This window comes from Flavobacterium sp. KACC 22758 (genome assembly GCF_028736135.1).
GTDB lineage: Bacteria > Bacteroidota > Bacteroidia > Flavobacteriales > Flavobacteriaceae > Flavobacterium > Flavobacterium johnsoniae.
This window is the reverse complement of sequence record NZ_CP117878.1, coordinates 4157673-4179750: the sequence shown is the minus strand read 5'-3', so window position 1 is coordinate 4179750 and position 22078 is coordinate 4157673. Positions and strand designations below refer to the sequence as shown.

The 22078-nt window shown below is 31.9% G+C and carries 16 protein-coding genes; 11 read left to right on the top strand and 5 right to left on the bottom strand.

Annotated features, from left to right (window positions below; all coding sequences use genetic code 11):
• Positions 1-57 precede the first annotated feature (57 nt).
• The 5 genes from PQ462_RS17375 (at position 58) to PQ462_RS17355 (ending at position 9749) form a co-directional block, all read left to right on the top strand.
• Positions 58-2298 (top strand): hypothetical protein, encoded by a 2241-nt coding sequence (locus tag PQ462_RS17375; RefSeq protein WP_274250951.1) that lies wholly within the window; start codon positions 58-60, stop codon positions 2296-2298.
• 510 nt (positions 2299-2808) lie between these two features.
• The gene (locus tag PQ462_RS17370) at positions 2809-4230 is read left to right on the top strand and encodes an RtcB family protein (RefSeq protein ID WP_274250950.1); all 1422 of its coding nucleotides are present in this window, start codon (positions 2809-2811) and stop codon (positions 4228-4230) included.
• A 146-nt stretch (positions 4231-4376) separates the two neighbouring features.
• Positions 4377-4706, top strand: a complete 330-nt coding sequence (locus PQ462_RS17365; protein WP_274250949.1) for a S24 family peptidase — start codon at positions 4377-4379, stop codon at positions 4704-4706.
• A 144-nt stretch (positions 4707-4850) separates the two neighbouring features.
• A complete protein-coding gene (locus PQ462_RS17360) occupies positions 4851-5648 on the top strand; it encodes a TatD family hydrolase (RefSeq protein WP_274250947.1) in 798 nt (265 codons plus the stop codon).
• A gap of 180 nt (positions 5649-5828) precedes the next feature.
• Positions 5829-9749, top strand: a complete 3921-nt coding sequence (locus PQ462_RS17355; RefSeq protein ID WP_274250946.1) for a YobI family P-loop NTPase — start codon at positions 5829-5831, stop codon at positions 9747-9749.
• An 84-nt stretch (positions 9750-9833) separates the two neighbouring features.
• Here the strand turns inward: PQ462_RS17355 and PQ462_RS17350 are convergent, their stop codons facing one another.
• The 5 genes from PQ462_RS17350 to PQ462_RS17330 all read right to left on the bottom strand — a co-directional run bounded on the left by PQ462_RS17350 (position 9834) and on the right by PQ462_RS17330 (position 13098).
• Entirely contained in the window at positions 9834-10238 is a 405-nt protein-coding gene (locus PQ462_RS17350) for a helix-turn-helix domain-containing protein (protein WP_274250945.1), read from the bottom strand.
• A 136-nt stretch (positions 10239-10374) separates the two neighbouring features.
• Positions 10375-11172 (bottom strand): sensor histidine kinase, encoded by a 798-nt coding sequence (locus PQ462_RS17345; protein ID WP_274250944.1) that lies wholly within the window; start codon positions 11170-11172, stop codon positions 10375-10377.
• The gene (locus PQ462_RS17340) at positions 11169-11750 is read right to left on the bottom strand and encodes a hypothetical protein (protein WP_274250943.1); all 582 of its coding nucleotides are present in this window, start codon (positions 11748-11750) and stop codon (positions 11169-11171) included. The genes PQ462_RS17345 and PQ462_RS17340 overlap by 4 nt, the downstream gene beginning before the upstream one ends.
• 53 nt (positions 11751-11803) lie before the next feature.
• Positions 11804-12463: a hypothetical protein gene (locus PQ462_RS17335; protein ID WP_274250942.1), complete on the bottom strand. Its 660-nt coding sequence runs from the start codon at positions 12461-12463 to the stop codon at positions 11804-11806.
• A gap of 5 nt (positions 12464-12468) precedes the next feature.
• Positions 12469-13098, bottom strand: a complete 630-nt coding sequence (locus PQ462_RS17330; protein ID WP_274250941.1) for a response regulator transcription factor — start codon at positions 13096-13098, stop codon at positions 12469-12471.
• Positions 13099-13306: 208 nt separating this feature from the next.
• Here PQ462_RS17330 and PQ462_RS17325 point away from each other — a divergent pair, with 208 nt between their 5' ends.
• From PQ462_RS17325 to PQ462_RS17300, 6 genes are all read left to right on the top strand, one after another.
• Positions 13307-14602: a hypothetical protein gene (locus PQ462_RS17325; protein ID WP_274250940.1), complete on the top strand. Its 1296-nt coding sequence runs from the start codon at positions 13307-13309 to the stop codon at positions 14600-14602.
• 357 nt (positions 14603-14959) lie between these two features.
• Entirely contained in the window at positions 14960-18052 is a 3093-nt protein-coding gene (locus PQ462_RS17320) for a DUF6493 family protein (protein WP_274250939.1), read from the top strand.
• A gap of 5 nt (positions 18053-18057) precedes the next feature.
• Positions 18058-19386: an SWIM zinc finger family protein gene (locus PQ462_RS17315; protein WP_274250938.1), complete on the top strand. Its 1329-nt coding sequence runs from the start codon at positions 18058-18060 to the stop codon at positions 19384-19386.
• Positions 19387-20371: 985 nt separating this feature from the next.
• Positions 20372-20533, top strand: coding sequence for a hypothetical protein (locus tag PQ462_RS17310; RefSeq protein WP_159436639.1), 162 nt, complete (start codon positions 20372-20374; stop codon positions 20531-20533).
• Between the two features lie 111 nt (positions 20534-20644).
• Entirely contained in the window at positions 20645-21148 is a 504-nt protein-coding gene (locus PQ462_RS17305) for a hypothetical protein (RefSeq protein ID WP_274250937.1), read from the top strand.
• 165 nt (positions 21149-21313) lie between these two features.
• Positions 21314-21859 carry a 3'-5' exonuclease gene (locus PQ462_RS17300; protein ID WP_274250935.1) on the top strand — a complete coding sequence of 182 codons (546 nt, stop codon included), beginning with the start codon at positions 21314-21316 and terminating at the stop codon, positions 21857-21859.
• Positions 21860-22078: the final 219 nt, after the last annotated feature.

Below are 22078 nucleotides of genomic sequence, written 5' to 3'. Positions count from 1 at the left end.
AAATCTTTTAGGTAGAACTCAGAAGCACAATTATCTAAATTTTAAAAATTAAAAAAAATGAAAACAAAAGAATTATTAAAAATCAGTTTACGTCAAAATGCTATTTTCATTCCGTCAGAAATGATTACGAATGATGTTAAAAATTTATCAGGAACAACATCCGTTTTGTTAGCCAATGTGTCAAAACTTGGATTTACATTTTCTGAAACTTTGCTTCACGCTTTAAACAACGTAAGCCCGAACTATAAAATCGAGGTTTTAGAAGTTCTAAGAGAAGTTTTAGGAACAGATAAAAACTGGACGCCATTGGTAAAAGAATGGAACGTTCCAACAGGCGAATCTGTTGTAGATCATATCATCACTTTTTTCGGAAATGTTTTTAAAACTAAAAACGGAACAACTTTACAATGCGGCCATATTATCCCAGATAATACTTTTCCATTAGAAAGATACAACGGTTGTCCGTTCTGCGGAACTCCGTTTGAATTTGGAAAACTGGAAAATATCGGACAAGGAAGCAAATTGAAAATGCTTGAATTGTGGACAGAAAAAGATTTAAATGATTTCTATATATCGTTATTGCAATCTAAAACCGCTTTAGACGCTACTCAGGTAGATAGTTTAAAAATGGCGATGCAATATTTGCCTTTACCAAAAACCGAAGTGGCAATGAAGGAAACTTTAATGCTGGTAATCGATCTTTTGATCGAAAATGGTAAAGAAGAAGAAGCCTCTCAGTTTTTGAAAACGCCAACAGATATCTTACGATACTTGTGGTATAAAAATACAGGAATGCTTCAAATTATTGAGCCAAAAACGATTATCAAAAGAACATCAAAAAATGCACAGCATTTCCATAATGTTTTAGATACAAGCGTTCAGGCCAGAATTGCATCTCAAAAAGATTTGAAACTTAAATATTCCCGAAAAGAATGTTTAATGGTCGCAAACTGGTTGAATAATATGAACATGGACGTTGAAGCGATGTGCGAAACCATGCACCCAAAAAGAGGAATGTGGGTTCGTTTTATCCGTGCGCTGCGTTTGGCAGAATACAGCAAAAGAAAAGGGTTTGAGAAATTGAACTTTTTAATGGATGTATTCTACAACCAAGTGTATGACGTTTGGCAGAGCAAAGTAGATTCGTCAAGATTGAAATTTGACGCCGATAAAACATTTGGATTATTGAAACAACGTCCAGGATTATTTGCTCGTTCGTTATTCTCGAACATGCTATGGTTTGGAGCAGAGGAAACTGTTGCTCATTTTGAAGAAATTATCGATAAAGTTCCGGCTCGGTTGGTGTTTACTTTAAACATGTATGCTCAAAATTACTTTGATAAAAACATGGAGAGAAGCGTGAAACCTTTGGGTGGAACAAACAAACGAATTGAAGCAAACGCTTTATTGAAGTTGTATGAAGATTTTCAGTTGGAAGCAATGAAAAATCAAATCGAAGAATTGTGTCTTTTAGCCATGAAAAAACGATTTGCAAAAGTTGCTAATACCAATAAAACAATCTATATCGATCCGCAATTGTTTAACATTCCGGTTTCTATAGGAGATCGAAGTGATACAGTTCAGGATTTGCCAGTTGCTTTAATGGGAACACGTTTCCCAATTGAAGGAAACGAAGTTCGATTGTTCATGCAGTGGGGTAAAGATTTGCCAGCGCAGCATTTAGATATGGATTTGAGCTGTCAGATTGCATATGAAGATCGCTTAGATATGTGCTCTTTCAGCCGATTGACAACTACAGGTTGTCAGCATAGTGGAGATATCCGTAGCATTCCGAATAAAATTGGAACTGCCGAATATATCAACATCAACATCGACGAATTGGCGAAAGCCAAAGCAAAATTTGTAACTTTTACTTGTAATGCGTACAGCAACGGAAGTATTACGCCAAATTTAGTCGTAGGTTGGATGAACAGCAAACACCCGATGAAAATTTCGGAGAAAACTGGTGTTGCGTACGATCCGTCGTGTGTAGATCATCAGGTTCGTGTGACGCAGAATGTTGCCAAAGGTTTGGTTTTTGGAGTGTTGGATGTAGCCAAAAGAGAAATTGTTTGGTTAGAGATGACTTTTGGAGGTCAGGTTGTAGGCGGATTGGATTTCAAAGGCGTTCAGGCGTTGTTATCAAAACTAAACAGCAAATTGAATATTGGTAGTTTGTTACAGCTTAAAGCGGAAGCTCAAGGTTTAACGATTACTGAAAATGAAGTTGCCGATGAAGTTTATACAGCACAATGGGCGATGAATCCAGCGGTTGTGACGCAATTATTGGTTGATTAAAAAGGTTCTAAGGGACTAAGGTTCTGAGGTTCTAAGATTTTAAGGTTTTTGTAGAGGCGCACTGCTGTGCGTCTCTGCAAAGATTGGTAAATTGAATCTCGGAATCCCAATATCTATCGGGAGCAAAGACGCTAAGTTTTTTTGCCACAGATTATGAGGATTAAAAGGATTTTTTTATCTGCTGAATCTGCAATCCCGATAGCTATCGGGAGCGGGAAAATAATCTTTGAGGTTACAATAACCACACAGTTTGTCATTTCGACGTAAGGAGAAATCACACGCGGGATTCGACAAAGATTGGAGACGTTCTGTGCGGAGTTTCTAGTGTGATTTCTCCTTACGTCGAAATGAAAAAAAAAACCTTTTTAATCCTCATAATCTGTGGCTTAAAAAAGAAAAATCTTTGCGCGTCTGCTCCCGATAGCTATCGGGATTGCGAGAAATAAAAAAACTACGCAAAATAACTGCGCAGTAGCATTTAACCTTTGTACTATCAAAATAGAAAGAAAAATGAAAACACAAATAAACGGTACAGATATATTAGAATTAGGATTCCCTGAAGGAAAAATAATTGGGATTGCCTTAAAAATTAACAGCAAAAGAAACGGATTTACCAGAGACGAAATGATAGCAAATTTCAAAAACGTCTTAGAAACTCCGGAGAATTATATCGACGATAAAATCTTCAGCAAACTGGCTGTTGCTTTAATCGAAAAATCGAATGAAAAACCAGAAGATTTCATTGCTTTAAATGAAAATCCAAATGCATATTCGGCTTACGGATTAGATCATATCGAAGACGGAGCCAGAAAACAAATGGAAGTTGCCATGAAACTGCCAGTTACCGTTGCGGGAGCTTTAATGCCAGACGCACACCAAGGTTACGGATTACCGATTGGCGGAGTTTTAGCCACAAAAAATGCCATTATTCCGTATGGTGTTGGAGTTGATATTGGGTGTAGAATGGCGTTGTCGGTTTATGATATTCCAGAAGATTTTTACTTTGAAAACGAAGCTAAATTCAAAAAAGAATTAATTGCCAATTCTATTTTTGGAGCAGGTCACGGATTTCATGGTCAGTACAAATCAGATCATGCGGTTTTGGAGAACGATACGTTCAATATGAATCCGTTTGTGAAGAATTTGAAAGATAAAGCCTGGTCGCAATTAGGATCTTCGGGTGGTGGAAATCACTTTGTCGAATTCGGGATCATGGAATTTGCAAAAGATGATGCGGTCTTGAATATCCCAAAAGGAAAATACGTCGCTTTGTTAACGCATTCTGGTTCACGCGGAATGGGAGCAACTATTGCCGGACATTATACTAAAATCGCTAAAGACGAATGTAAACTTCCAGAAGTGGCAAAAAACTTGGCGTATCTGGATATGAGTTCACAATTAGGTCAGGAATATTGGTTAGCGATGAACTTGGCGGGAGATTACGCTTCGGCTTGTCACGAGATTATCCATAACAAAATGGAACGCGCTCTAGGTGCGACAATTTTAGCCAAAGTCGAAAACCACCATAATTTTGCCTGGAAAGAAATCTGGAACGGCGAAGAAGTGATCGTACATAGAAAAGGAGCAACTCCAGCCGGAAAAGGCGTTATGGGAATCATTCCGGGAAGTATGACCGCACCGGGATTTTTGGTGAGAGGAAAAGGTGAGGAGAATGCCATTAATTCGGCTTCGCATGGAGCAGGAAGACAAATGAGCAGAACCCAAGCCATCAAAAACATCACACAAACCGAAATGAAATCGATACTGAGAGATCATGGCGTTACGCTTATTGGAGCAGGTCTGGACGAAGCCCCAATGGCGTATAAAGATATCAATCAGGTTATGGAAGCGCAGAAAGAGTTAGTAGATGTTGTTGCCAAATTTACGCCGAAACTGGTTAGAATGGCAGACGATGGAAGTAAGGAAGATTAAGAAAAAGCAAGAGGTAAGAAGAAAGATTGAAAAATCTTGTTTCTTGCCTCTTTCTTCTACAAAATCTTAAATAATAATAACAGGTCACAAAGAGGAAAAAACTTAGCATCTCAGCCTCTTAGAACCTTAGCACCTTTTAAAAAAAAATGAACAAATACGAACGACTGAAAACAGAATTAGAAACAGTCGGAAATGGAAAGATGAAAGCATTTGGAGACTCAATGCGTCCGATTTTAAAAAGCGGCAGTCTCTTAACTTTTCAAAAAAGCGAAAATTACCAAATAGGAGATATTGTATTCTGCAAAGTAAAAGGCAGATATATCGACGCTCATAAAATTATAAAAACCGACGCAAACAAAGGTTTCCTAATCGCCAACAATCACGGATTCGAAAATGGCTGGACCAAAATTATTTACGGAAAAGTGGTTGAAGCAGAATTTAAAAATGAGGTGGTTTTTGTGAGAAGTGAGAAGTAAAAAGAAGCAAGAGTCAAGAAGAAAGATTGGAATGTTTTATTTCCTGCATCTTTCTTCTACAAAATCTTAAAAGAAAAAATAATCGGTTAAGAGAGAAAAAACCTTAGCACCTTAGCCTCTCAGAACCTTAACAACTTAAAAAAAATGAATTACATAGACATAGGAATCAACCTAACCAACAAACAATTCCAAAACGACATAGACGATGTTGTACAAGACGCGATTGACGCCGATGTATCGCAAATGATCCTAACGGGAACAAGCGTGCGAAACAGCGAAGCATCATTAGAAATCGCAAAACAATATCCGGGAGTATTATATGCTACAGCCGGAATTCACCCGCATGACGCGAAGAGTTTTGATGCGCAGAGTATTTCGAAACTCAGGAAATTATTAGAACTGAAAGACGTAGTTTCTGTTGGCGAATGCGGACTCGATTTTGATCGTGACTTTTCGCCCAGAAACAAACAGGAAGAATGTTACAAAGCCCAATTAGAATTGGCGATAGAAGTGCAGAAACCTTTGTTTTTGCACGAAAGAAGCGCTTTTAGTTCGTTTATGAATATAACAAAAGACTATCTGCCGAAACTGCCCAAAGCTGTTGTGCATTGTTTTACGGGAACTTTGCAAGAAGCCAAAAGCTATCTCGATAACGGATTTTATCTGGGTTTTACGGGAGCGATTTCAGATGTTAAACGTTTCAGCCATTTAAAAGAAGTCATTCAGTACGTACCGCTCGACCGAATGATGATTGAAACCGATGCGCCGTTTATGCTTCCTAAAAATGTCCCAAACAGTCTCTTGAAGAAATACCACGAACGTCGTTGCGAACCTGCTTTTCTGCCCTATGTTGCCGGAACAATTGCACAGTTTAAAGGAATTACTTTAGCTAAAGCAGCGGAGGAAACGACGAGGAATTCTAAAAGCTTTTTTGGGATTTAAATTTTAATTATAAAGATTATTTTTTGGCTTTTAAATCAGGTGTTTTTACTTGGTTTAAGGGCTTTTTGTTTATATATATTTGAAAATTCCACAAGATTAAAATTAGTGAGGAAAACCGTAAAAATAAATCTAATATAATTAATAGCTTTCGCTGTTTTAAATTTAAATAAATACTTATCAATGAGAGAATACATAAACTCAAATATCTTAGTTTTATTAGCAATCCTGATAATTATGTGGTCTTTTAACAGAAGTAAAAAGTTCTTAATAGATAAATTTGAAATATTCAAAGAGTTTTTGATTAAGTGTTTACAGATACTGTTTAAAAATACTATTGATTATCTAACTAAAGTTGAAACTATCTTATGTAAAGATAATCTAGTCACGAATCAATTGTCACTTGAAGATTTGACTGCAAATTTGCCTAATGAAACAAGAAATAATCAGATAAATAAATATCTTGATGCTTTATCCTTTGCAATACGTAATGAAAACGTAACAAATATTGCGTTAACGGGTGGATTTGGAACAGGTAAAAGCACAATCATTAACGAATTTTGTAAAAGTAATAGAGGTAATGAATATTTACATATTTCCTTAGCAAGTTTTAAAGATGATAAATCGGATGAAAAATTAATAGAAACAAGTATAGTTCAGCAAATTCTATATTATGAGAAAAAAATAAAAATAAAAGAATCTTCATATAAAAGAATTGATTTTACTAAGCCTTTTCGAAAATTAATTTTCATCTGCTTACTGACATTGTGGTTCTATTCTTTAATTTTTTTATTTTTTGAAGAGATTAATGAAAAGCTTATTCTCTTTAAAGGAATTAAAACAAAGACAGAATTTATACGATTTTTTTTTGTTGCTGGAATATTTTATATTTTTTATAAATCATTTGATAAGATAAAGAATTTAAAACTCTCAAAATTAACACCTAATACTCTTGAAATAGTTAATGAAAAAACGGATAAAGATCTTTCTGTTTTTAATAGAAATATAGATGAAATAATTTACTTCTTTGAAAAAACTAATACCAATATTGTTATTGTTGAAGATATCGATAGATTTAGTGATGATGTAGCTATCAAATTATATTCAAAAATTAGAGAACTCTCCATTTTAATTAAACAGTCGAAGGATGTTATTCAGGCAGTTAAGTTTATTTATTCGGTAAAAGATGAACTAATTCTAGAAGATAAGACAAAGTTTTTTGATATAATTGTTCCTGTTATACCAATCACTGATTATAGTAATTCAAAAAATATGTTTCTTTTAAAATTAGAAAGCTTTTTTGAAAAGGAAAAGAATGAAAATGCAGTTGCCATAGAAAATAAAAGTTTTTTAGATAAAAATTTTATTTCTGAAGTTTCTAATTACGTGTATGACATGCGTACAGTTATCAATATTTGTAATGAATTTAAATTGTACAACGAGATTTTAATTATTGATAAACCTAATATTGATAAAAATAAGCTCTTTGCAATTATATTTTACAAAAACATATTTCCAGATGATTTTGCGAGAATTCAAAAAAATGAATCGAAACTGCATCGAATTTTTAAAAAAGATTTTAATAAAGACAAAGATTTGGAAAAAATTATTGTAGGAATTGACGATCAGTTGAAAGCTAAAATTGAAGAAAAGAATGAATTGGAAAAATTATTGAGTAAACAAGTTTTGAGAGATGTAAATGAGCTAAGAAAAATTTATATTTTTAATTTGATGGTGTTAATTGAGGAAAAACACTTGCAAAAAATTATAGATATAGAGGGGATGAAGTTGAGTGATAACCTAATTACTGATGAAAATTTCGAAAAAATAAAGGAATCTCGTAATATTAAGTTCAGTTATGAGTATGTTAGAAATCATAACTCAGGTATTTCTTTCAAAGATGTTGAAGATGAAATGGATAGTGAATTAACATATAATAAAAGAGTAAAGCTCATTAATGATTTTCATGAAAATAAAATAGCTTTATTAGAAAGGAAAATCCTTTTTTTAAATAATGAAAAGCAAAATATTAAAAATTTAAGTTTATTTGAATTATGTGAAAATTATAATGAAGGAGTTGATCATTTTTTGGAACTAGTTTACTCGTCTAAAATATATAGAAATGTTGATGGTAAAGAATATATTGAAAATATAGTAAATCCTAATATTAGTTTATTTAAGTATCTATTCAAAAATGATTATTTAAATGAGGATTTTATTGAGTACGTTTCATACTTTCATCCAGGTTCATTATCTTCTAATGATCATACATTAATGATGCGAATAAATCAGAATGAAACTACTTCTTTTGAAGAGAAAATTGAAGATGTAGAAAATTTGGTAAAGAGCATAAGAGATATAAGATTTAAAAATAATTCAATATTAATTTTTGATATTTTGAAGCTTTTATTGAAAGATTGTCAACATCCTAAATTAAGAAATGAAAAATTAGATTTTGTATTAGAACAAATTCAAAATTACAATGATCAGAGTGTTTATTTTATCGAAAGCTTTTTAAAAAAAGTAAGCAATGATCAAGTTACCACAACTAACTTTTATATTGAAATAACTAAATGGGACAAATTCTGGAATTTGGTAGAAACAAAATTTTCTGAAGATTTAAGAAGAACTATTCTGCTTGATTTAATTCAATTATTTTCAGATGACACTGGTGATAGGACTTTGATAAAGTTGAATAAAAATAAAGGATTAACAAATTTTATTAATTCAGATAAAGATTTACTTAAAGATGTATTTGAAAGAATAAATACAGATTATTTTATAAAAACTTTAGAGGTTTTACAAGTTCAATTTATTTCAATAACTTATTCTGAAAAAATTAAAAATTTATTATTAAAAGTTTATCTCCACGATTTGTATCAGATTAATATTGATAATTTAAATCTTTTTTCAAGAATAGATAGAAAATATAATTACGATGCGAACAAGTTTTTTTATTCAAATTTTGGGTTTTTAAAATCTAATGAAACATCCAATTTATATATAAGAATAAATAAAAAATTAAAAGAATATGTGGAAAATGTTTATTTAGCTATTGAAGAAAATATAAACGAAAAACCCGAAGATGTTTTGTATTTATTAGAACAAAATGATGAAAAAATTAGTTTAGAGAATAAATTACAAATAATAAGAAAAGGATTTACAGACAAATTAAATTCTTTTGATAGTATTCCTGTAAAAGAAATTCAAACATTATTAATTCAGAAAAATAAAATTTTCTCTTCTTGGGAAAATATTTTAGAATATTATAGTTGGGAAAGTTTGCTTGATTCAGATCTGATTACTTTCTTAAATAATAGTGATAACTATACAAAAATATCTGTATTAGGTATTTATGAAAAAGAAGATATTTTATTTGGTGAAAATAGTTCATGTGATGATTTTATTTATGAGCTTATAAACGATGAAAATCTTTCACAGGATTCTTTTGAAGCAATCTTTGCAGATTCAGGAGATTTGGTTTTAAAATCAAATGAAATAAATATAAAATCAAGAATTTCATATTTAGAAGAAAAGGATTTTTTTATACTTGATCAAGAAGAGATTGACTCATTGATAGAGAAAAATAAAGATGTATTAGTTAGGTTGATAGAAAAAAATGAAGAAACTTTTACTTCAGAAATAAGCACTTATAATTTTGAAATTGAATTTGTTGAAAATCTTTTAAATTCAAATTTAAGTATTGAATCCTTAAATGTAATTATTGCAGATCGAGAGAATGATATAAATAATAATGAAAATCTAGATTTTTTAAATAAGATAGCAGAATTTTATATTAAAAAGAAAGATTCAAAGTTTACAAAAAAAATATTAGAGAAATTAATAACTTCAAATTTAGCAGAGAATATTAAAATTTGTTTAATTAATTTGGCTTTTTCAGATGAAAATAATGTATATAATATAGTAGAGTTGCTTAAAAAAATGGGAGGTAAATTTACTGATATATTAAATGATGAAAAAGTGTCTTTTGACGTTAATGATAAGAATAAGACTTTTTTAAATATTTTAAAAGATTACAGTTTGATTTCAAGCTTTAAAAAAAATAGATTAGAACCTTTTTATACTGTTTTTTATAATAATTAATTTTATTTATTATGATAAAATAAAAAAAGCGCAAACCATAAAAGTTTTGCGCTTTTTTCAATTCTATATTAAAAAGAAAAATCCTTATTTCAATTTCATCAATTTTTCTAAATATTCAACTTTATCTTTTTCAGCCTGAACCAAACGTTCGTAAAGCTCGACAACTTTATCAAGAGGATTGAAAGTGCAAGCATTATGATTAGTGTTTCCATTTCCCTGACCATTATTAGCACTATTATCGTAAAAGTTATTAAAGAAATTAAAAACAGATTCTTCGGTAAAATTTTCAATAGCTTCTACAGTTACACCAAGAGCTTTTGCAATTTGCACTAATTTATCAAAATCGACAGTTTCGCTGGTTTCAATGTTGGAAATAGTTTGCTGCGTTGTGCCAATAGCATCAGCAAGTGCTCCTTGTTTCATGCCGCGAAGCTCTCTTATTCGGCTGATATTTCGGCCAATATTTCTGGTTCTAGTTTCTGTGCTCATATTTCAAAGGTATTTATTTTTTTTGAGAAAAATAACTTTCCGTAAAAAACACAATTAATTTGGTAAAACACAATTTCGTTTGGTTTTTTATAAAACCAAATATACACTTTTTCTTACTTTGTTTCGTGTTTTGTTATCAGGAATTAATCAAAGGATACACAAACAATAACCGAAGACCTTTTTGAGCAGAAATAATTTTAAAGGTTCCGTTTATGCCTTCCATTCTTAAGGACATATTACTCATGCCGTTTCCCTTTTGTGTGGTTTCAGATAATCCAATTCCGTTATCGATAATCGTAATGCTGAAAGAATCTTCATTTTGGTCAAATTCAATAAAAATCTCATTTGCCTGGCTGTGTTTGTATATATTGTGAACAGCTTCCTTAACTGCTAAAAAAAGATTTCGTCTGGCTTTTACCGTTAGATTCGTTTCCTTTTCAGGAACGTTCGAATTGAAATGCGAATCGATACTGGTTTTACTCAGGAAACGTTTGATGTACAAAGTCGTATATTCTATAAAATTGCCAATAGTATCGTTTTGCGAGTTCAAACTCCAAAGAATTTCGCGCATGGCTAAATTCATATCTTCAGAAGTATTTATTATGGCTTCTAAATCTTCAGAAAAACTTTCCTGAGGCATTTTATATTTTAAAAACTCGGCCTGAAGTTTTATAGCCGAAATTCCCGCACCCAGATCGTCGTGCATATCTTGCGAAATACGTTCTCTTTCGAGCTGAATGGCTTTTTGGCGTTCTAATTCTTTTTGCAGTAACTGGTTCTGGAATTCGCTTTCCTTTATTTGATTTTCCTGCTGCTGAATCAGCTGTTTTTTGTTGTAAATAAAAACCATCATAATAATAAAGCATACAAACAACAGCATTATGATAATGGCGATAATGTAGGTTAGTTTTATTTCTGGGGGCAGTTCTCTCATTTTTTTATGTTTTTTGCGATTGTCTCGTATTCAATTAGAGCTTTAAAAAATAAAAGATACATAACGCAGTTTATCGCATATAAAAATTCTCTGAGTAATTCTAAAAATGCCTGATCTTCGATATTAAAAAAATCTCTTGGAACAACTCTAAAGATAAAAAAACAACTCCAAAGAAGTAAACCTGTCGAAATCCAAAAATTAGGATCGTTTGTAATTTTAGATTCTGAAGGCAAAGCAATTTTTTGATAGAACCAAAATATGCTAAATACAATATAAAAAATAGGTAATGCTATTATTAACAAAGAACCTATTTCTTCCTTTGAAAAAAATGAGAATAATAAAACGCTTAAAGAGATTAAACCAGATACAAAGTGAACTTTCTTTCTTAATTTTTTTTGAAATGATTGAGTATAATAAAACCAAAAAAAAGCAATACAAAAAACACAATAAACGGTGTATTGAAAACTCCAATCTTTTTTAATTAAAATAATTACCCAGGAAGATAATTCTATAAGAAAGGTAATAAGAAGATATACAAACAAATAGTTCTGGCTAGAAAGACTAAATTTTCTAACCAAAACTATTGATTTTAATAGTGTTATAAGTAATATTATCTCATAAATATATATCATTAAGGTCTAAGGTTTCCTAGATCGTAACCTTCGCTTTCGCCGTATAGGTCTTTTTTATTAAATAGGGCATGAACACAAAAAGCAATTCTATTTTTTCTTTCTGTAAAATGAGCTGCAAGTTCATTATCTAGTGTAGTGGGAGAATATTTAAACATATTGAATTTCAAAGCAGAAATAACAGAGTATTTTAATCTCATTTCTTTTAAGAAAAGATTAATTTCGCTTAAAGAATATGAAATTAAAGTGTCTTTTTTATTTCCAGGATGAATAGGCAGTTTAGCTCCTATATTCTTCACAAAATTCTTTTTCATTTCTCTGAAATCTTTCTTTGTTATACTATCATTTTCTAAGACATATAAAACATCATCGTCAGCAAGTTTCTTTTGTTTAATATCACACTCTTCATTGTCAGAAAAAGATAAACCCAGATTGAGAGAATCACCATTTTGAATGAGATAAAATTTGCAAAATGCCTTATTTTCATTATTCTTAAGTATATCTTCGAATATTTCTAAATCTAATAAAAAACTTTTAGTTAATCCCTCAATCCCAATATTTTTATAGTTTTCCATAAAAAGTTCTTCGATATCTTTTTTAATTATTTTTTTAAAAAAGTCAATTTGATCAATTTTTTCTTGTTTTAATTTTTCTAGTTCCATGGTTTTTAGTTTTTGGTGTTAAACTTATTAATAGCTTCAATTTTATTACTTACTTGTAATTTTTTGTAGATATTGCCAATATGTTTTTTTATAGTGTCGATGGTGACATTTTTTTTATCGGCAATTTCTTTGTAGAGCAGTCCTTGTGCCAGCAGTTCAAGAACTTCTTTTTCGGTTACGGTAAGCAAGGCCAAACTTTGTACCTGTACTTTCGATTCCTGAAAATGCTGTAAAACCCGCTTTGCAATTGTAAAACTCATAGGAGCGCCTCCTTTATGAGCTTCGAGAATAGACTGAATAATTTTATCGAGAGGATCACCTTTTACAAGATAACCGCTCGCGCCTGCACGCAGGGCCGAAAAGATTTTTTCGTCGTTTTCGAAACTCGTGCACATTATAAAACTCGTTCCTGGCATTGCTTCTGTCAATTTAGAAACGATATCAATTCCTGATGAATCCTGAAGCTGAATATCCATTAAAACCACGTCTGGTTCCAGGTCTTCCAATTTTTGCAATGCGCTTTTACCATTAAAAAACTGAGCTGCGCATTCCATGTCTTCCTGAAAATCGATGATACTCTTCAGCGCCTGACTGTAATGTTTATCATCTTCTACTATGGCAACTCTTATTTTCATGTTGTTACATTTTCATTACAAAGTTGGGTAATAAGTATTTTGACCACAATTACCCTTTTGGGTGATATTTCAGAATTAAGCTTAACGTGGATAAACTTACAAAAAAATAAAGAAGAATGTAAGAAAAAAAATATCACCCAAAAGGGTAATTGATTGGTGTAGTGATCTCTAAATACATTTGATACGTTAACTAAAAACACTAGAAATCATGAAAACAACCTTATTATTTTTTTTATTTTTTGGATTTATTGGCTATAGCCAAGATGAAGATAGCCGAATGGTTACTAAAATTATTGAAATCGATTTAAGCGATCCTAATTTAAATAGCATTAAAATGTGTAATGATTTAGGATGTACGCCTGTAGAAAATAAAAAATGGCTTTCTGCAAAATGTAGTGAAATGATTGCGGTTAAATTATTAAACGCTAATCCTTTTAAATATACTTATAAAATTGATACTAAAGAAATCTCTTTTTTTAATGATCAAAGTGCGACAGGAGAAAACTTAAAAGCAAAAGCAAAAATCAGTGCAGATAGCACGTTTAAATTATTGTCTTTTTTTCCTGATAGAGATAAAATGTATATTAAAAACATTATTGACCAAAATCAGCAATTAGCTCAAGGTATCGATAGCTTAGGCTACGAAGTAAAGAGTCTTTATGGAATTTTAAAGCAAAAAAACACACTTAAAGCAAATGATTACGCTCAGAGAAAAGATTTCCTAAATAAAGCAAAAGCACAGTTGAGAAATAGTTATGAATTGTTGAATGTTTTAGAACAGTTTAGTGACAATGAACAATATGGAACAGTTAAAAGTAGTCTAATCGAAACAAAAGTAAAAGCTGAAAAAAGCATTGATTCAATTATTGAAAAATTCTACAGCATTGATTTTGATGTTTATACGCGACCAATTGACGTACAAGGTAAAAATATTGATGTTGTAGAATTCACAATTAATCAATCTAATAAAGAAACCAAAAAGAAAGATGAAAATTTCGATAGTAAACCCTATAATATTTGGATAAAAGGCGGTTTAAAAATAGATGTAAGCGCCGGATTATTTTTTACTTCGCTTTACGATTCAGAATTTAGTACAAAAGACGATCCAGCCATTGCAGGCAATAAAATTATTACTCTAAAAAATGGTGGAGATTACGATTTGGCATTTGGTTCAACCATTAACACTTATGTTCGAATGAATTCCTGGGTTGTACCAACACTTAACTTTGGTGCTGTAGTTACACAAAATGAAAAATTGCAAGTGCTTTTAGGAATCGGAGCTATTTTAGGTAAACAAGAACGCATTATTTTTTCTACAGGTTTTTCTATGGGGAAAGTCACTAGAATTGCAGACTCTTATTCAGTTGGCGGGTCTTATAATCTGGGAAATTCCGGAGATGTTCCTACGCAGAATCAGTTTAAATTTGGGCACTTTTTGGGAATTACCTATAATTTAACCAAAGTTAAAAAAATAAGCCTCGATAAAGGAATCGAACAAAACTAGATAAAGAGACTTTTTCTTATTTTGGTAAAAAAGAAATTTTATACCAATAAAAACCCAAACCCTGCAAATACCAATTTGCAGGGTATTTTTTTGCAATCAAATTGTACTTTTAATTCGTAAGATTTTTTAACAATCAAAAGATATTCTTTTAAGAAAAACTTAGTTCAAAATTCTTACTTTACAATTTCAAATTAAAAGCCGTAAAGATGAATAGAAGCACACCAATTCAAGATTTAGAAAACAAAAAATATCTCCTTCTGCAAAAAAGTGACGGTTTTTTACTTTAAACCCGAACCAATACTACACAAACTAAACTGTAAATATTTAGAAATAACGCTTGTTTTACACTAATACATAATGAAAAAAAGTCTTAAATACATCGACGGAACTTCGGATAAATTCTGGGAAATCGAAGTTACAGGATCAAATTATACCGTGACTTACGGAAAAAACGGAACATCAGGAACAACGCAGACCAAAAGCTTTGGTTCTGACGAAGAATGTTTAAAAATGGCTGAGAAAGTATTGGCCGAAAAAGTAAAAAAAGGATATTCAGAATCAGGTGAAGTTGATGTGGTTTCGAAGCCAAAATCGGCGAAAGCCAAAAACTCAGATGAGGTTATTGAAGAATATGACAGCATTATAAAAGCTAAAAAGATTGCGTTACTGCTGCCATTCTTAAAAGAAAAATCAAAAGGCAATATTGAAGCTTTAAAAAAGCACATTAAAAAATGCAAGCGTTACTGGATGACGTATACTGATTTGTCTAAAGATCCGGGTTATGTGAAAAAAGACAAACACGACTACGGCTGGGGCCGACGCGGCGATATGGAACAAAATGACATTATCACCCTGAGTGCTATAGCCTTATTTGACAAAACCGATATTAATTCGTGGGATGAAGCCCTGCATTTGCTTAACGATATCGATACGAAACCTCAAGTGTTGGAAACCCTGATATGGGCAAAACCAAACTGGCTCGAAACGTTTATTCTTGATAAAGTAAAAAGACAGGATTGGGTAACCTTTAATTATCATAATTTGAGAAAACTTGAAGATGAAGGATTACTGCAATTCAATCCAGAATTATATGCTTTGAGTTTAGCGGCAACAAATGAGTGGCGCGCAAAAATGAAAACCAGAAAGTTTATCGAAACGATTGTAAATGATAAAACAGGATATCAAAGAGATATTCCTGAATTGTTTAACTACGAAACAATTCTTCATAACAGTTTTTTCCGTGATAATGATAAACAAAATTATGACGAATTTCAGACCTGGAGTATTGTCTACAAAACGTTATTAGACGAGAAAAAAATGGATCGCAGTTTCTTTATCGAAAATGCCATCCAGATTCAAACCAAAGAATGGAACAACAACCTGAAATCTTTCTTTAGAAAAAGAATCGAAGAATTTCAGGCGACAGAAGATGAACTGGTTGTTTTTCAGGAAAATATATTTTCGTTTTTACACAACGCGTATCCGCCCATAACGAGCTACGGAATCGAGCTGGTAAAGAAAATTTACAATCATCCAAAATTTAAAACCAAATCATTCTTAGAATGGCTTGAACCTTTAATGATGCGCGGCGACTGTAAGGCAGCAATAAAAAGCGTTCTTCCGGTTTTGGAAAAAATAAGCAAAGCCAATCCAAAATTGAACAATCAAATTGCGTCAATTCTGGCCGATGTTTATGTGATTTCTGATTTAACATTACAAGAAAAAGTATCTAAAATTATCCTGAAAATAGGTTCTGCAAAAGACAAAGTACTGAAAGAAAAACTGAGTTCGTATGTTACTTTAATGCAGGGAAATATAAAATCAGGATTAAGTCAGTTTTTAGATGAAGAAGCTTTAACGGCAGATCACGATACTTTAGAAGAATATCATTTTGAGCCTAAAAAAGAAACTTTGCTTTTGGAAGAAGTACAGCTTCCGCAAGACTGGAATGATATTGTGTTTCAGTTTGGAAATTTCATTGCATCAGATGAAACGCTCGATACTGAGATTTTAATGAATACTTATATTCAGCAGCGAGATTTATTTCCGGCAGATTATAAAATACAGTTGCAGCCGTATGAAAAGCAGCTTCAAAAGCATTATTTTGAAGCCGTTCATAAAAACTTTATGAAGTCGTTTTTATCTCAAAAAATAGAAAATATAAACGCCAAATTTGACAGTAAATACAAACACTACTCAAAAATAAATACCAATCTTTTAATAAAACCTTTACTGGAGAAAGTACAGGAAAAAATGGATTCAAATTCTACGCTGCCATTACTTTCATTTCCGAGTCATAAACCCTATTGGGTCGCACCAAAAGTTTTAGTAGAAAGAGTAATTCAATATCAAAAGAACAACGAAGAAATAGATTCAGTCGATTTAGCGATTGCAATAGCGCGTATGCCGAGAGAAAATGTCGAAGAAGCTATTCCGTTATTAGATAAGGTTGAAGGAGAAATAAAACCGCTTTTATCATTCTGCCTTGGAGTAAACGAAAAACTGAATTTAGATTCGACTTCGTTATTTTCAAAAGCGTTGGCAGTTTTAGGAAAAACGACAAAAGAAACCGGAAATTTATCGCTTTGGGCAACAGCGGCAAGAACTTTTTATCCAAACGATACTTTTACAGAATTTGAAAATACCTATTTAAAAGAGATTCCGTTTGTGGTTTCGCCGTTTGTTGCGGAAATAAAATTTAAAGAAAAATGGAACGAATGGACGAATTATCAAACCAAAGAAAAAGAAAGAACGCCTTCTTGGTATGAATTAAAGTTTGATTTACCAAATTACACCAAAATTCCAAACTACTTATTGTACAGTCAGGATATTTACAATCGCGGCAACAGCTGGGATTATTTATTAAGTTATGCCGGAAATACCTATTACTGGCACAGTTTAACACCGCAGAATTCAGATGCACTGGCTTTGACTTTATTACAGAATTGTGCTACTGGCGATGGCTCGAAACCAGAATTAAAAGGATTTTTGTACGTAATGAACCGACCAGAATTTAGATCTTCTGAAACGACTCAGCTTTTATTTGCTGCCTGTTTTTTTCAGGAAAAGAAAGATTTACGATTACTGGCATCAGAAGTATTGATAAATTTAATTGAAAAACAAGCTGTTGATGTTGCTGTTTTTGCTGAAAAAGCGGCCAAACTGGCTTCAGAAAAATATGGTGTTTTCTTAAGGTTTTCAGACGGAATTGCAGCTTTAAAAGATATTTCACCGCTTCATAACAGTGCTTTACTGCAATTGTTCAATGCTTTCTTTGATAATCTTGACTTGAAAGACAAACTGCCGACAAATTTCAAAAAAATAGTCGAAAATTATGTCGATATTTTAACAAAAACCAATCAAAAACCTACGCCAAAAGCTATTGCGTTTTTTGAACAATGGAAAGACAATTCAGCACTTAAATCATTAGTGAAGCAGATTTTAAAATAAACAAAATGACAGATTTAGAATATAATTATAAAGGAGTTTCGACGTACAGTAAAACAAAAGGCATTAATAATTTGGTTTTGGCACATCAAACTGAAATCGAGGAAGTCAATAATATTCCGTGTTTTTTCTGGGGAAGTTTAACAGATCCTTATGTTACGGCAAAATGCTGGAGTACGATTGCAAAAGTCGTTCGTTCGAGTTTTGGCCCAATTCCGCCAAGTCTTCGTGATCCTATTGTTTCTGCGGGATCAGAAAGACTTCGTTTTGAGGGATTTTCTTCCTGCAACGGAGTTTATGTAAGATTAGACATGAAACCCGAAGCAGTTGACGGAGAATTTATCGCCAACGGAACAACAAACGTTGACTTTAACGATCCAATGCTGAATGCGCTGAATGCGATTCAAAAAAACGAAAAAGTAACCCTTGCCGTTGGTCAGCAGGACGTTCAGGTAATTACCAGCAAAGCAAAAGTGGTCGAGAAAAAAGTGACTTTGCCAATGCGCTGGATAAAAGGATTAACGAGTGTTCAGTTGTATCTGGCAGATATGGATTTAAAGTTCGAATTGAATAAAATCCAAACCATTCAGCTTTTTCAAAGTCTGCCAAAAGGAAATGTAAAAGGCGATTTCTTTATAACCAAAAGAGCCGGAAAATTTATGTTTTCGACATTAGCCACAGCAGACAGTGTTAGAATTGGCGGTGTACAGAGATTACGTTTATTAGAAGGTATTCTGGCAATTGTAGATAAGATTTTTATTTACGAATCTGATGATAAACAAACTTGTGCCGTTGTCTGCGAATTTGGAAAAATGCAGTTGTTAATGGCTTTTTCTCCAGATTCGTACCGCGGATTTTCGGGTGAAGGAAACGTATTGGAAACCATGACAGAAAACCTGCCGATAGAATGGATTTACGGATTAAACAGTTTATTAAAATCAAATGAAATGTTTGACCCAACAATGCTTTCGATAGAAAATGACATAGATTTTGGAACAATGGATAATCTGACTTCTAATTTATCTTCGATGGGATTATTGGGTTATGATTTAAGCGAAAAAGCACATTTTTACCGTCGTCTTCCTTTTAAAACAGAGCGTATTTTGTCTTTAAACCCGAGATTAAAAAACGCCAAAAAACTAATCGATAATGAAGAAGTAGAAATCGTTGAAAGAAAGGCTGATTATATCGAAGCCAAAGTAAAAGGTTCAGGCGTGGTACATAAAGTAATTATTGACAATACTTCGCAGAGATGTACCTGCGATTGGTTTACAGCTTATCAGGGAAAAAGAGGAATCTGTAAACATATTTTAGCAGTAAAAATGACGATTTCTTAGTATAGTATATTGTGATAAATTTATGGTTTTTGTAATTATTTGTTAAATTAAGGTAAAATATGCTACATTTGTACCTGTAATTAAAAATAGAAAAAATACATATGACACTTTCAGTAAGCAAAAAATTTGAACGTTTAGCCGGAGATTATTCAGCTGAAAGCTCAGGATGCTATATGTGTTTTTATGAAATTAAAATGTAAAATTTAGAGTCAAACTCATCATAATACAAAAAAGCGTCCTCATTTCAGGGCGCTTTTTTTGTTTTTAGACCATTTGAATTCGTCGAATAGTACAAAAAGAGATTGAAAAATGATTAAAAAAGAAGTCGCAGCTAAAAAAACTAAAAAAATAATTGACCAAATGTTTAATGATTAATAAAAATAGCGAAATATAATCTTGGAAAGTAATCCGATGAGTAACAGTCATTTGATAAAAAGATAAATCTGCACCAGTTTGCGGACAGGAATTTCCTTGCTTTAATTTTGTATTTAACTAATTGATATTCAGTGAAATAATGTTAAAAAAGATTTGCAAATATGATTTTTTCATCATTATCTTTGCCAAACAAAATTGAAACAAAGAGTTTCATACAACAACAACAACAACAACAACAACAACAACAACAACAACAATTTTAAAATAGAATACAATGAGTTTTAAACTATACATACAAAACCCAATACTAGCAGCCTCGGTTTCTTACCGTGAAGGGTTTTACATGATGGTGCATCAATATAGGCAATAGGATATTTATATCGTATTTGTTATGAAGCACCTTTAATTGGGTGCTTTTTTTGTTTTAGGGCAAAAGGTTTAGAGATTAAAAAAAAAAGTTTCTTACCTAACCAGAAATCTTAAAATAAATACGCAAAATAATTGCGTAGAACGATTGTAATATTTGTTCATAAAGAATTAATGTGAAGTAAAAAGTAAAAACCGTTAGCAGTAAATGCTGATAGTTTAAGTTAATAATAAAAATTTAAGGATGAATCAAGAAATAGGATTTGAATCGGCGGGGCATATTAGTCAAGCCAATAGAGTAGAGTTTAGTGAGCTGTCATCTGCCTCAATTAAAAAGATGGATTTAGAGCTGATTAACCTATGGAATGAAAAGGTAAATTTTTGGGATATGATATATATCATTTAGAGATATTTCTCTGGTAAAGCAAGGGTGCTTTGAACTTTTGTGATATTGGATTTCCCGGAAAAACCTTCGATTTCCTGTGATTTCCAAGAATTGCAAAAAAAAAAAATTACCATGCAAAACAATACACTAGAAAAATACAAAAAAGCAATTAGAAAAAAATACGACATAGAAAAAGAAGGCAGATACTTTGATTATTTGTACAAGCCTTCTCGTGGAAAACTGCGTGATTTGTGCTGGCTTATTTTCGAAAATAACGCAGCCAAAGAGGATTTAAATGTCTTTAGCAATTTCCTTTCTATGGATTTTGATCACACCAAAAAGAATAAGTTTAAAGAGAAAAAAGATAAGTTTCGACCTATTGAAACTTTCTTTAAGGGAGAAACAGATCTATCGAACATTGATGCTATAAATATGGCAGCGATTATGGTCGATTTCCATCCGCGTCCTTTCAAAAAGTTTTACGATAATTCTAAAGCTGATGAAATAAAACCAGTTAAACGGATGGATAAAGCTAAAGCAGTTTTTGAGAAAAAGAGTACTGCAAAAAAAGAAAAGCATGAAAAAAAGTCTAAGAAAAAAAGTTTCTTTCTAGATTTTAAAAGCATGTTTTTCTAGGGGTTTGCCAAAGGCGCTAAGACAGAAAATTTTTAGCCACAGATTATAAAGATTAAAAGGATTATAAAAAAATTCTGCCAGATCTGTGAGAAACTATCTTAGCGTTCCTTTGCGTGAACTTAGCGTCCCTAGCGGTTTAAAAAAAAATTATTAAAAATTAAAAAAATGAAAACAACAGATAAAATTATTATTATCGATTTAGAAGCCACATGCTGGCAGGGCGCGGTCCCGAAAGGCCAGCAAAATGAAATTATCGAAATTGGATTAGCGGTTTTAAATTCACAAACAGGTGAAATTACAAAGAACAAGGGAATTTTAATAAAACCCCAGCGCTCGACCGTGAGTCCGTTTTGTACAGAATTAACCACCATTACTCAGGATTTATTAGACAAAAACGGTGTTTCTTTTGAGGAAGCTGTAAATCTCTTAATCGACGAATACAATCCCGATTTATATACTTGGGCAAGTTACGGTCAGTACGACTTAAATATGCTTACAAAACAATGCAGATCGTTTGGTATTCCATATCCAATGGGAGAGGAACACATTAATGTAAAAGAGCATTTTGCTGAAAAGTTTGGTCTAAAAAGATCCACCGGAATGAACGGTGCCCTGCAATTATTGAATATTCCGCTTGAAGGAACACATCACCGCGGAATTGACGATGCCAAAAACATCGCTAAAATTATGCATTGGTGCCTTAAAAATTAGAATTTAATTTGTTAAGAACAGTTATCAAAAGGATAGCAGATAACTGTGCAATGAAGCTGCAGATAATTTAGTATCTGCAGTTTTTGTTTTTTATAATAGTTTACAATTTAAAATATCACCCAAAAGGGTAATTGATTACTATACTGTTCTAACTATACATTTGAATCATTAATAAAGACAGTATAAAATAAATCATTTTGCCTTTGAGAGTTTCAAAAA

Coding starts and splice junctions, on each gene's coding strand:
- PQ462_RS17375 (WP_274250951.1), top strand. CDS start 58: ATGAAAACAAAAGAATTATTAAAAATCAGTTTACGTCAAAATGCTATT.
- PQ462_RS17370 (WP_274250950.1), top strand. CDS start 2,809: ATGAAAACACAAATAAACGGTACAGATATATTAGAATTAGGATTCCCT.
- PQ462_RS17365 (WP_274250949.1), top strand. CDS start 4,377: ATGAACAAATACGAACGACTGAAAACAGAATTAGAAACAGTCGGAAAT.
- PQ462_RS17360 (WP_274250947.1), top strand. CDS start 4,851: ATGAATTACATAGACATAGGAATCAACCTAACCAACAAACAATTCCAA.
- PQ462_RS17355 (WP_274250946.1), top strand. CDS start 5,829: ATGAGAGAATACATAAACTCAAATATCTTAGTTTTATTAGCAATCCTG.
- PQ462_RS17350 (WP_274250945.1), bottom strand. CDS start 10,238: ATGAGCACAGAAACTAGAACCAGAAATATTGGCCGAAATATCAGCCGA.
- PQ462_RS17345 (WP_274250944.1), bottom strand. CDS start 11,172: ATGAGAGAACTGCCCCCAGAAATAAAACTAACCTACATTATCGCCATT.
- PQ462_RS17335 (WP_274250942.1), bottom strand. CDS start 12,463: ATGGAACTAGAAAAATTAAAACAAGAAAAAATTGATCAAATTGACTTT.
- PQ462_RS17330 (WP_274250941.1), bottom strand. CDS start 13,098: ATGAAAATAAGAGTTGCCATAGTAGAAGATGATAAACATTACAGTCAG.
- PQ462_RS17325 (WP_274250940.1), top strand. CDS start 13,307: ATGAAAACAACCTTATTATTTTTTTTATTTTTTGGATTTATTGGCTAT.
- PQ462_RS17320 (WP_274250939.1), top strand. CDS start 14,960: ATGAAAAAAAGTCTTAAATACATCGACGGAACTTCGGATAAATTCTGG.
- PQ462_RS17315 (WP_274250938.1), top strand. CDS start 18,058: ATGACAGATTTAGAATATAATTATAAAGGAGTTTCGACGTACAGTAAA.
- PQ462_RS17310 (WP_159436639.1), top strand. CDS start 20,372: ATGAATCAAGAAATAGGATTTGAATCGGCGGGGCATATTAGTCAAGCC.
- PQ462_RS17305 (WP_274250937.1), top strand. CDS start 20,645: ATGCAAAACAATACACTAGAAAAATACAAAAAAGCAATTAGAAAAAAA.
- PQ462_RS17300 (WP_274250935.1), top strand. CDS start 21,314: ATGAAAACAACAGATAAAATTATTATTATCGATTTAGAAGCCACATGC.